The organism is Dactylosporangium salmoneum, assembly GCF_039532525.1.
Classification (GTDB): Bacteria; Actinomycetota; Actinomycetes; order Mycobacteriales; family Micromonosporaceae; genus Dactylosporangium; species Dactylosporangium salmoneum.
Window position 1 is genome coordinate 17333 of the sequence record NZ_BAAARV010000004.1, and the last position, 10784, is coordinate 28116.

At 71.7% G+C, this 10784-nt stretch carries 9 protein-coding genes and 1 pseudogene; all 10 read right to left on the reverse strand.

Annotation, left to right across the window (positions count from 1 at the left end):
• Positions 1–4: 4 nt before the first annotated feature.
• Positions 5–319, reverse strand: a pseudogene (locus ABD352_RS00955) (VanZ family protein); the annotation flags it as partial.
• A 23-nt stretch (positions 320–342) separates the two neighbouring features.
• A complete protein-coding gene (locus ABD352_RS00960; RefSeq protein ID WP_344610231.1) occupies positions 343–1230 on the reverse strand; it encodes a methyltransferase domain-containing protein in 888 nt (295 codons plus the stop codon).
• A gap of 40 nt (positions 1231–1270) precedes the next feature.
• The gene (locus tag ABD352_RS00965; RefSeq protein WP_344610232.1) at positions 1271–1984 is read right to left on the reverse strand and encodes a phosphatase PAP2 family protein; all 714 of its coding nucleotides are present in this window, start codon (positions 1982–1984) and stop codon (positions 1271–1273) included.
• Between the two features lie 34 nt (positions 1985–2018).
• Positions 2019–3563: a ricin-type beta-trefoil lectin domain protein gene (locus ABD352_RS00970; protein WP_344610233.1), complete on the reverse strand. Its 1545-nt coding sequence runs from the start codon at positions 3561–3563 to the stop codon at positions 2019–2021.
• A complete protein-coding gene (locus ABD352_RS00975) occupies positions 3563–4177 on the reverse strand; it encodes a hypothetical protein (RefSeq protein ID WP_344610234.1) in 615 nt (204 codons plus the stop codon). The genes ABD352_RS00970 and ABD352_RS00975 overlap by 1 nt, the downstream gene beginning before the upstream one ends.
• Positions 4174–5853: a type IV pilus modification PilV family protein gene (locus ABD352_RS00980; protein ID WP_344610235.1), complete on the reverse strand. Its 1680-nt coding sequence runs from the start codon at positions 5851–5853 to the stop codon at positions 4174–4176. Before ABD352_RS00980 ends, ABD352_RS00975 begins: the two co-directional genes overlap by 4 nt.
• A gap of 8 nt (positions 5854–5861) precedes the next feature.
• Entirely contained in the window at positions 5862–6419 is a 558-nt protein-coding gene (pilO, locus tag ABD352_RS00985) for a type 4a pilus biogenesis protein PilO (protein ID WP_344610236.1), read from the reverse strand.
• Positions 6419–8770 carry a hypothetical protein gene (locus tag ABD352_RS00990; protein WP_344610237.1) on the reverse strand — a complete coding sequence of 784 codons (2352 nt, stop codon included), beginning with the start codon at positions 8768–8770 and terminating at the stop codon, positions 6419–6421. The genes pilO and ABD352_RS00990 overlap by 1 nt, the downstream gene beginning before the upstream one ends.
• Entirely contained in the window at positions 8767–9792 is a 1026-nt protein-coding gene (pilM, locus tag ABD352_RS00995; RefSeq protein WP_344610238.1) for a type IV pilus assembly protein PilM, read from the reverse strand. The genes ABD352_RS00990 and pilM overlap by 4 nt, the downstream gene beginning before the upstream one ends.
• A 53-nt stretch (positions 9793–9845) precedes the next feature.
• Positions 9846–10694 carry a prepilin peptidase gene (locus ABD352_RS01000; RefSeq protein ID WP_344610239.1) on the reverse strand — a complete coding sequence of 283 codons (849 nt, stop codon included), beginning with the start codon at positions 10692–10694 and terminating at the stop codon, positions 9846–9848.
• Positions 10695–10784 lie beyond the last annotated feature (90 nt).

Consider the following 10784-nt stretch of genomic DNA (forward strand, 5'->3'; position numbering starts at 1 on the left):
CGAGGGCGGTGACGCGGCCGAGGTCGAGGACGTACTGCAGCGTCTCGAGCACGGCCGAGCCCAACGCGGCGATGCCCGTCACCGCCCAGGCGCCCAGCCGCCACCGCATCGGGCCGAAGATCCCGAAGGCGGCGAACACCGCCAGGTTGCCGCCCATCTGGATGATGGCCTCGCGCGGGCCGCTGGTCAGCACGCCGGCGAGGCCGTGGACCGGGTCCAGGTTGATCCGGCGTGGGTTCGGCGTCGGCCAGAGGATCATGACGACCCAGGGGGCGGTGCCGACGATGGTGCCGATGAGCCCGAGCCGCGCCTTCGACATGCATCGAACGGTAGCGGGCCGCGCTAGCGGGTGTGGGCGGGGACGTTGACCCGCAGCACGTCCGCCAATGCCGTGATCTCGGCGCCGCACGGGTAGTCGAAGCGCACCCGCACCTCGTCACCGGTGAGCACCTCGACCGGCTGGGTGACCGGCACGACCAGGTAGTTCATCATCCAGTCGACGCTGCCGGGCGGGTCGTAGACGAGCGCCAGCAGGTTCTTGGTGATCAGCCGGACGGCGTTGACCACGCCGGGCCGCTCGGCCACGAACGTCAGGTCGGCGGCGCACCTGGTGGGCAGCGGGTCGGCGTAGAAGAACTGCTGGAACACCTGCGGGGCGGCGAGCTCGACCGTGCGCGGCTGGACGCTCTCCGGCACCTGGAAGACCGGGGCGGGGACGGTGTAGCCGAAGTACGTGAAGTCCTGCTCGACCGGCTGCGCCGCCTGCACGCAGGCCTCGGGCAGGAAACGGGGCAGGGGGCCGCCGATGTGGCGCAGGTAGCGGCGCTTGAAGCTGTTGATCACCTCGATCTGGCGCTCCCGCAGGAGCCCGACGTGCAGCATCTCGCACATCACCACGTCCACCGGCTCCTGGGGCAGGTAGTCGCGGGCGTCGGCGTGCAGGACCCGCACCGCGTCGCCGACCGCGGCGGCCAGGGCGGCCTGCGCGGTGGCGCACACGCGGGGCTCGCGCTCGATGGCGGTGACGGTGGCGCCCTCGCGGGCGGCGAAGAAGCTCAGCACGCCGGTGCCGGCGCCGAGGTCGAGCACGCGCATGCCGCGGGAGACCGTGCGGGTGATCGCCTCCGCGAAGGCGCTCATCCGGCGGTCGTCGCCGAGCAGCAGCGCCTGGTACTGCAGCGGGATCACGTCGGCCGGGAACCCCGTGTACTCCGCGTCGAGGCCATCCATGGGCACAGGGTAGTCGCTCGGCAACGGACAGTGTGGGCGTTCAGTGCAGGTCGAGGGCGTCCCAGCCGGCGTAGCCGCGCAGCGCCGCGGCGGGACGGTGGCGGGCGCGCAGGAACAGCCAGGCGGCCCCGGCCAGGGCGACCCCGGCGAGGACGTCCACGGCGTGGTGGTGGCCGGTCAGTACCACCGCGGCGGCCAACCCGGCGGCCAGCCCCACGCCGGCCGCCCGCACCCACCGCCGCCGGGCCGCGGCCGCGATCGCCAGGGCCAGCAGCGCGTCGACCGCGGCGTGCAGGCTCGGCAGCGAGGCGAAGGCCGCCGGCTCCGGCCCCGGCGGGACCACGGGGAAGACCACGAAGACGAACAGGGCGCCGGCCGCGGTCAGCAGCATCGCGTCGCGGACCCGGTAGTAGACGGCGGGGTGGCGGCGGGCGAGCCACACGAGCACCGCCACGGCGACCAGCCAGTGCCCGTAGCCGTACACCCACTGCAGGAAGTCGCCGACGGGGCCGTCACCGGCGAACGGCGTGCCCAGGCCGAGCCCCTCGACCGCGCGGGTGTTGCCCACGGCCCGCCCGCCGGCACCCATGTCGGTCGCCACCGCGCCGCGCACGAGCAGGAACCCGGCCACCGCGGCCACGCCGAGGGCGGCCTGCCGGGGGAGCGAGACGCCGCCGGCGGCGCGCGCGGACACCGTGATGGTCATGCCGTCAGCCTCGTCCGGGCCGGCGTCGATGCCATCCAGGCGATGCACGGATCCGACCCTGAAACGGGCCCCTACGGGAAGGTCAGTTCTCACCGATGTTCTTCAGCGGCGAGGGATCGTCGGCGTTGGGCGGGGCGTTCCACTTCTGCAGCTTGGAGGCGTTGCAGACGGCCATGGTGAGCTTGCTGACCGTGGTACTGCCCTTGAAGACGTCGCCCGCGGGCAGCTTGGCGTCGTCGAGGTCGGCGGGCGTGAGGCAGTTGCCCTTGTAGTCCTTGATGACGTAGCTGGTGCCGTAGCTGCCCTGGCCCATGTCGTAGTACACCGTCCACTTGACGTTGTTGTCGTCAGTAGTCGGGCACTCCTTGACGGTCACGAAGTGCTGCGCCGCCGGGTACGGGTCGGCCGTCGTCAGGCAGTAGGTCTTGTACGTCTTGGTGCTGTCGTACGTGCTGATCCTGCCCTCGGCGTAGCCCAGGAGGGTGCCGTTGCTGGGGATGGAGAAGCGCTGGTTCCAGCCGACGTTGAGCGGGTTCGGCGCCTGCTTGCACGGCCACACGATGAGGAAGCCGATCGTGGTGTCGAAGTTCGTCACGTCGATGCAGCGGCCGAACTGCTTGAAGTTGACCAGCTGGTACGGCGCGCCCGCGGCCCCGGCGCCGACCGATGCCTCGGGGGCGAAGGTCCTGGTGTTGTCCGCCGCGCCGCCGCAGGAGCTGAGCTCGACGAACGCGCCGGGCGTGCTGCCGGACTTGGCGTGGAAGCACAGGCTGCCGAGGCTCGTGCCGTTGGACGCGGTGCTCTGGAAGTTGGAGCTGTCGTTGATGTTCCAGCGCTGGTTGTACGGGAACGTCGGGCTCCCGCAGACCTGGAACTGCACCAGGGAGCCGGACACCGGGCTCGCCCCGGAGTCCAGGCACATGCCCTGGGGGTTGGCCGCGGTCTTGGACGAGACCAGCTGCAGGGCGAGCTGTTTGGTGTACGCGAACATCTGCCGCGAGCTGCCGGCGCTGCACGGCTGGGTGCTCACGTTGGTGCCCACCGCCGGCGAGCCGGAGCCCGCGTCGAGGCAGTAGGCGCCGCCGTAGAACTTGACCAGGCCGCCCTCGACGTTCTCGTTGGTGAACCGGAACACGTAGGTCGCGGTCAGTGTGCGGGCCGCCGGGTCGTTCTTGGGGATCGCCGTGAGCTGGCCCGTCGGGCTCTCCTTGGTGGTGCCGGTCGAGGTGATCACGGCGTAGGTCGGCACGGTGCGCAGGATCGAGGCCCGGGTCTTGCAGTCGTTGATGTTCGTCGTGGTGGCGTCCTGGAACTGGATCGACACCTGGTAGCGGCCCGGCAGCCCGCCGCCGACGACGCCGAGCAGCGGGTCGGCCGCCGGCAGGCAGAGGACGTTGGCGAGGGTGCCGGCGGAGGCACGGATGCTGCCGACGATGACGTCGATGCCGGCCTGCGCGGCGTGCAGCGCCTTGGCCCGGTCGATCGTCTCGGCCGTGTCGCGCAGCTGCGTGATGGCGATCGGCACCATCAGGGTGCTCAGGGACGTACCGACCAGGGTGAGCATCATGGCGAGCGGCAGGGAACCGTCGTCGCGCCGGCGCAGGCGCCGAAGGGCGCGGAGCAGCATCACGTCCTCGCTTCCGGGCAGATGGAGGAGGGGGCGGTGTCGGGCCTGCTGTTGAGGGCGGTGAACGTGAGATCCGTGAACGCCTCGGTCTGGCCGCTGCCGGGGTTCGAGGCGACGTACAGCTGGATCCGCAGCCGCTGGTAGGTCGTGTTGTCGCTGGCGGGGAAGGACATCGAGCTCTTCGGCACGTTGACCTGCGAGGCGAGCACCGACCACCTGCCGGTCGGCTTGGAGCCCTGCGACGGCCACGCCTGCCGGCGCAGCGTCTTGCCGTCCTTGTAAAGCTCCAGCTGGACGCAGGCGGGGGTGCCGCCGGCGGTGCCGGGGTTGAGGTACTCGACGAACGTGTTGCCGCTCGCGTCGGTGCGCAGCGGGCCGAAGCCGGCGGAGTAGCGCAGCTCCCGGTCCAGGCGCAGGAATGCGGTGTTGAGCTGGGCCTGGGTCAGCGCGACCATCTCGTTGGCGTTGCCGGCCTTGAACAGCTGTACCAGGCCGGTGGTGAAGATCGCCATGACCACCGACATGATGCCGGTCGTGACGGCGAGCTCGGCGAGGGTCACGCCGCGGTCGTCGCCCCGTCGCGTGGCGTCGCGGAAACGCTCGGCAAGGCTCATGTGATCTTCCAGACGAAGGAGAAGGTCGAGGTGGCGCCGGTCTTGTCGGTGACCGTCAGCGTCACCACGTAGGAGCCGCTGGTGGTCGGGGTGCCCGTCATGACGCCGTTGTTGCTCGTGGTGGCGAGCGTGATGCCCGGCGGCAGGCCGGTGGCGTCCCAGGTGTACGGCGTGGTGCCGCCCGTCGCCGTGGCCGTCTGGGTGGCGATCGCGGTGCCCTTCGTGCCGGTCTTGTCCGGCGCCGAGGCGGTCGGCGCGGTGATCTTCAGGCCGGAGTTCACGGTGACGTTGACCGGCACGACGGTCGAGTTGGTCGCGCCGAGGCTGTCGGTGACGTTCAGGGTGACGAGGTACCGCGTCCCGCCCGTCACCGTCCCGCTGACCACGCCCGCCGAGGTCATGGACAGGCCGGGCGGCAGGTTCGGGGAGGTGATCGTGTACACGCCCGAGCCGCCGGCGACGACGACGGAACCGCTGTAGGCCACGCCCTTGGTCAGCGCGATGGGCGTGGTGGCGTTGGGGTACATGACGGCGACCTTGGTGTTCCACTTGAAGGTGGCGTTGGCGGACTTGCCGTACTTGTCGGTGACCGCCACCTTCACCGTCGCCGCCGCGGCCGCGCCCGTCGCCGTGCTGCTGCCGGTGATGACGCCGGTCGTCGGGGCGATCGACAGGCCCGCGGGCAGGCCGGTGGCGCTCCACGTCATCGGCGCGGTGCCGCCGGTCAGCGGGACGGTGTAGGACACCGCGGAGCCCGCGTCCCAGGTCTGGTCGACCGGCTGGGGGATGGCCGGCAGCGGGTTGACGGTCCAGTTGAACGAGGCGTCGTTGGTACTGGCGTTGTCCTTCACCACCACCCGCACCACGTAGACGCCGGCCACCGTCGGGGTGCCGGTGATGCTCCCGGCGTCGTTGATGACCAGGCCCGGCGGGAGGTTCTCGGCCGACCAGGTGATCGGCGGGTACGCCGTCGAGGCGGTCAGCGCGAGCCGGGTGATCGGGACGGTGACCTCGCTGGTCTGGTTGCCCGGGTTGTCCGGCAGCGGCGGGGTGACGGTCACGCTCGGGTTGAAGATCGGGTCGGTGAGGCTGCCGGCGACGAGCGTGTCGGTCACGTAGGAGCACTCGCCGCCCGTGCAGGCGCGGGAGTTCTGCCAGGTGACGGCGACGACGACGCGGTAGAACGACAGCGGGTTGCTCACGGTCGAGGACAGCAGGCACGGGGCGTCGCTCAGCTTCGGGTCCATGACGCAGGTGCCGACGTACCAGTGCCGCGCGAAGACGGTGCCGTTGAACGTGCGGGTCTCGGGAATGATCGGCAGGATCGGGTTGACGCTGGCCGCGGTGAGGCTCAGCGCGCTGTCCACGGCCGGCTTCATCGAGTTCCTGAGCGCCGTCAGGTCCAGGTTGGCCACGTGGTCGGTGAGCAGCTGGTTGGCCACGTCGATGGCGCTGCGGCCCTGGGCGAGCTTCGGGCCGGGCAGCGAGCGGACCATCTCCACGCCGTCGTGGGCGTACTGGACGGCCATCTGCAGGCCGCGCTCCTTGTTGATGGTGTTGGTGGTGGAGATGAAGAACGTGGTGAGCGCGGTCATGACCACGCCCATGATGGCGAGCGAGGTGAGGGTCTCGACGAGGCTGAACCCCTCGTCGGCGCGGCGGCGGTCTCTCGTCATGTCAGCCGTCATGCCTGTGGGGCGTAGAACGCCTCGAGGTTGATCGTGACGACCGCCTTGTCCAGGCTCGTCGAGCTGCTCGGGGCGAAGTTGACGGAGCTGATGAGCATGGCCCTCGGCTGCACCTGCTGCAGCTGGTCCAGGAACGGGTTCATCTTGACGGTGGGGCCGGCCACGTTGAGGCTGACCGGCAGCGCGTACATCTCGTAGCCGACGGTCGGCTTGAGGTCCACGGCGGTGCCGACGCTGACGCCGCTCACGGTCACGCCGGCGAGCTCGCCGGCCTTCTGCAGCTCGCGCAGCAGGTCGGCGGCGGCGTCGTCGGCCGGCAGGGCGGCCTGGTCGTTGGCCAGCTTGGCCTTGTACTGCTCGATGTTCGCGTACTGCTTGGCGAGGTCGGCCAGCTCCTTGCGCTTGCCGGCGTTCTCGATCTCGGTGTTGGCGGCGCTGTCCCGGATCGACGCGGTGTCGGCCTTCTTGGGGGCGATGAGGAAGTAGTAGCCGAACGCGACGATGACGACGGCGAACAGGGCGCCGCCGAGCAGCCACAGGCGGTCGTTGCGCATCACTTGCCCCCGCTCGCGCTGGGCGTGGGGGTGGGCGTGGTGAACCGTCCGCCGAGCGCGGCCTTGGTGATCTGCATGCGGATGGTGAACGTCACGGCGTTGTTCTCCTCCGTCGCGTCGGTCGGGAACGGGTTGGCGATTCCGTCGAGCTTCGCCAGGGCGTCCACGTACGCGGCGACGACCGCCTTCGTCTGTGCCGTGCCGGTCACGATGATCGTCCCGACCTTGTCCGGGTCGGCCTGCGCGGCGGCGGTGTCCTGGTTCAGGGCGCAGGTGATGCCGGTGAGCTTGACGTTCTTCGCGCCCGCGGTGTCGCGCAGCGAGGCGATCAGCTTCGACCAGGACAGGTCCCGCTCGAGCACCTTGCGCAGCCGCTCGTCGATCAGCTTCGAGTCACCCTGGATCTTGGTGAGCTCGTCGTACTTGTTGTGGCGCTCGCGGATCAGGCCCTGCCGGGTGTCCAGGACGGTTTGCAGCTCCTCGGCGGCGCCGGTGTGCTCGTGCACGGCGATGCCGTACCAGCCGCCGACGAGCGCGGCCACCACCACGACGCCGCCGATCACCAGGCGGCGCAGGCGGCGCACGTGCCGCGTCTCGGCGATCTCCAGCGGCATGAGGTCGGCCGCGATCGGCAGGATCCGGAACGTGCGCGCGGTCGCGTCGGGGAACGCCGGGTGCGCGGCGCCGGCCCGGGACCCGTTCTTGCGAGGCTTCTCGGCGGCATTTTCCGGCGGTGGTACGTCCTGAGCCTGGTCGACCGGCGCCAGTCGCTCGGTCGGCGCCTGCTGCTGGGCCGGGGCGTTCTGCCGGCTCGGGGCGTGCTGCCGTGTCGCCGCGTTCTGCTCGGCCGGCGCCTCGTGCCGGCTCGGTGCGTCTTGCCGGCTCGGTGCGTCTTGCCGGCTCGGTTCCTCTTGCCGGCTCGGTTCCTCTTGCCGACTTGGTGTTTCTTGTCGGCTTGGTGCTTCTTGCCGCGTCGGTGCGGTTGGCTGGGCCGGCGCGAGGGCGGGCGGCGGCTGGGTGGCCGGCGTGGCGTGCGAGGGCGGTGCGTGGACCGTGGGCAGCTGGGCGGTCGGCCGGTCCGCGGGCCGCGGCTGCTCCTGCGGCGCCGGTGCCGCCGCCGGGGTCGGTGCTGCCGATGGTGCCGGCGATGGGGCCGCGGCCGGTTGCGGGGTCCAGGTGGCGGCCGGCAGGGTGGCCGGCCGGGCCGGTGGTTCGTCCGATGTGGACGGCGGGAGGTCGGCGTACGGGGTGCGCTCCCACTCGTCGGCGGGGGGCGGCGGGGGAGGGGGCATGGCCCAGGACGGCAGGGCGTTGCGCAGCTCGGACGGCGGGGTCCGCAGATGGTCGGCCAGGACGTCGACAGGGGCGGTGAGCGGGTCGAAGCCGCCCCCCGGGGACGTCGACGGCTCGGTCAGCGTGGCCGACGGGGCCGAGCGGGCCGGGTTGGTCGGCTCGTCCAGGTCGGACACCACGAACTCGCCGTGGATGTAGCGGGGGAACTCGCGGCGCACCGGTGCCGCGGCGGCGTCGGCCGGCGATGTGACCGGCTCGGCCTCGGGCACCGTCGTTCCGGACAGCATGGTCGACCAAGACGATGTGGACCCGGTCAGCGCGGATTCAGGCAGCTCGGACCCGGGCGGCGTAGAGCCGGACAGCGTAAACCCGGACGGCGTAGAGCCGGACATCGTGGACCCGGGCAGCGTGGGCTCCGAGAGGGTGGGCTCGGGCAGCGTGGGTTCGGGTGGAGGCCAGGCGGGGGGAGGGCCGGCGGGCACGACGCGGACCGGCGGGTCGGACGGGATGGGCCCGTCGAGCTCGCTGTATCCCGACTGCCCGTAGCTGGACTGCCCGTAGCTCGGCTGGCCATAGCCTGACTGGTCGTAGCCGGGCTGCCCGTAGTCGGACCGTTCGTGGTCGGACCGTTCGTAGCCGGACCGTTCGTAGTCGGGCTGGTCGTAGGTGGGCTGGTCGTAGATGGACTCGTTGTAGGCGGGCGGGTCGTACGTGGGCCGGTTGTAGGTGGGTTGTTCGTACGTGGGCTGGTCGAATGCGGGGTGGCCGTAGGTGGACTGGCCCTGGGTGGACTGGCCGTGGGTGGGGTGGTCGTAGCCGGACCGGAGGTTGGAGTACTGCTGGTAGGTGGGCTCGTCAGCGGTGGGCCTCGGGTCCTGGCGGCCGGCGCGCGTGCGGCGGTCCCGCTCCACCTCGTCGAGGTGGTCGTCGTCGGCCGGGTCGTCGAAGGACGGCAGGATGATGCCGGTCAGGCGGCGCTCCGGGTCCTTGCGGCCGGAGTCGGCCCAGGTGGCCTCCTGCTGCCACACGGGCGTCTGCTCGTGGTCCGGGCCGCTCATGCGTCCGCTCCCAGGGTCAGGCCGACGGAGATGGCGGCGGAGGCGCGGACCTGGTCCAGGCTGCCCTGGCGGACGCGGCGCAGGCCGCGCACGCGCATGACCGGGTCGACGGCGATCACCTCGACGCCGAGCTGCTGGTGCAGGGCATCGAGCAGGCCGGGGAGCATGGAGCCGCCGCCGGACAGGGCCAGGCGGCTGACCCGGGCCTGGCGGCCGGCGGCCGTGAGGTAGGCGAACGAGCTGCCGATCTCGTTGATGAGCGGGCGCACGGAGTCCTTGAGCGCCGAGGCGCTGGCCGGGTCGGCGTCGGGGCGCAGGCCGACGCGGCACTTGAGCTCCTCGGCCTCCTGCAGCGGGATGTCGAGGCGGTCGGCGACGGTCTTGGTGATCTCGTTGCCGCCGCGCGGGATGGTGCGCACGATGAGCGGCTCGCCGTCGTGGTGCACGACCACGCTGGTCGCGTGGGCGCCGATGTCGACGAGGGCCTCGACCTGCTCGTCGAGGCGGGAGGCGGCCCGCAGCAGCGCGAAGGAGGCGAGGTCGACCCGCACCACGTGCAGCTTGGCCGCCTCGACGGCGCGGATCGCGGCCAGCACCGGCTCCTTGGGCGCGGCGATGAGCAGGCCGCGGATCGTGTCGGCGGAGCCGGCGTCCTCCAAGGGGTAGAAGTCGATGAGCGAGCGCTCCGGCGGCAGCGGCAGCGCGTCGCGGACCTGGAACGGCAGGGCCTTGCGCATCTCCTTGGCCGGCAGGTTGGCGACCGTGGTCTCGCGGACGACGACCTGCTGGTGGGTGACGCCTAGGGCGACCTTGCGGCTGCGGAACTTGAACGTGTGCCAGAGCTGCTTGAGCGCGGCGGTTGCGGCTGGCTCGTCCTGGACGGCGCCGTTCTGCACGACCCCGGGCGGCAGCAGGATGTGGCCGAAGTTGCTGATGGCCGGGCCGTCCTTGCCGTTGCTGGTCTCCGCCGCGCGGATGGACACCGTCCCGATGTCCAGGCCGATCAGGTTGACAGCGGCCATCGTGCTCCTTCGACAAGAGCCGCCCACGCCTTCGCGCCGGGGGCGGCGCACACTTACGCGGGGACCAGCAGGTTGCTGTACCAGTCGGTGATCGGGGCCGCGGCGAACAGCGCGATGAGGGCGCCGGCCAGCATCGACGGGCCGAACGGCAGCGGGGTGCGGCGCCCGGCCCGGCGGGTGGCCAGCAGCACGACCCCGACGGTGCCGCCGAGGACGAAGGCGGCGAGCGTGCCGATGGCGACCGAGGGCCAGCCGAGCGAGCCGAGGTACAGGCCGAGCACGCCCGCGAGCTTGACGTCGCCAGGGCCCATTCCCCCGCGGTACAACGACAGCAGGAAGTAGAGGGTCCACAGCGCGGCCATCGCGAGCACGCCCCGCAGGGCCGCCGACCAGTCGCGCTCGACGATGACGCCCGGCAGCAACAGCAGCGGGGCGACGACGTAGGAGGGCAGGACGATCGCGTCGGGCAGGCGCAGCACGTCGAGGTCGATGAGGGCCAGGGCGACGGCGATCGCGGCGAGGTACAGCCAGGCGGGGAGGTTGACGAGCGCCGCGTTGCCGAGCCAGTCACTGCCCGTTGTCGCACCGCCCGTCGTGCCGCCGCGGCCGGACGAGGGTGCGGCGATGCGCGCGGCGACGGCGACGAACAGCAGCGCCGTGCCCAGCTCGACCAGCGGGTACCGGATGCCGATCGGCGCGGCGCAGTCGGCGCAGCGGCCGCGCAGCAGCAGCCAGCCGAGGACGGGGACGTTGTGCCAGGGGCGCACCGGAGCCGTGCACTGTGGACAGTGGGAGGCCGGGCGCAGCAGGGACTCGCCGCGGGGGAGGCGGTGGATGACGACGTTGAGGAACGACCCGACGGCCAGCCCGAGGACGCCCACGACGACGAGCACGAGCGTCATGTCCGGGTTCCTTTCGGTCTGGTCGGGGTCTATCGCTGGTCGTGGTCTATTGATCGGAGGTGGTTCTGGCGGCCCGCGACCGGAACGCTT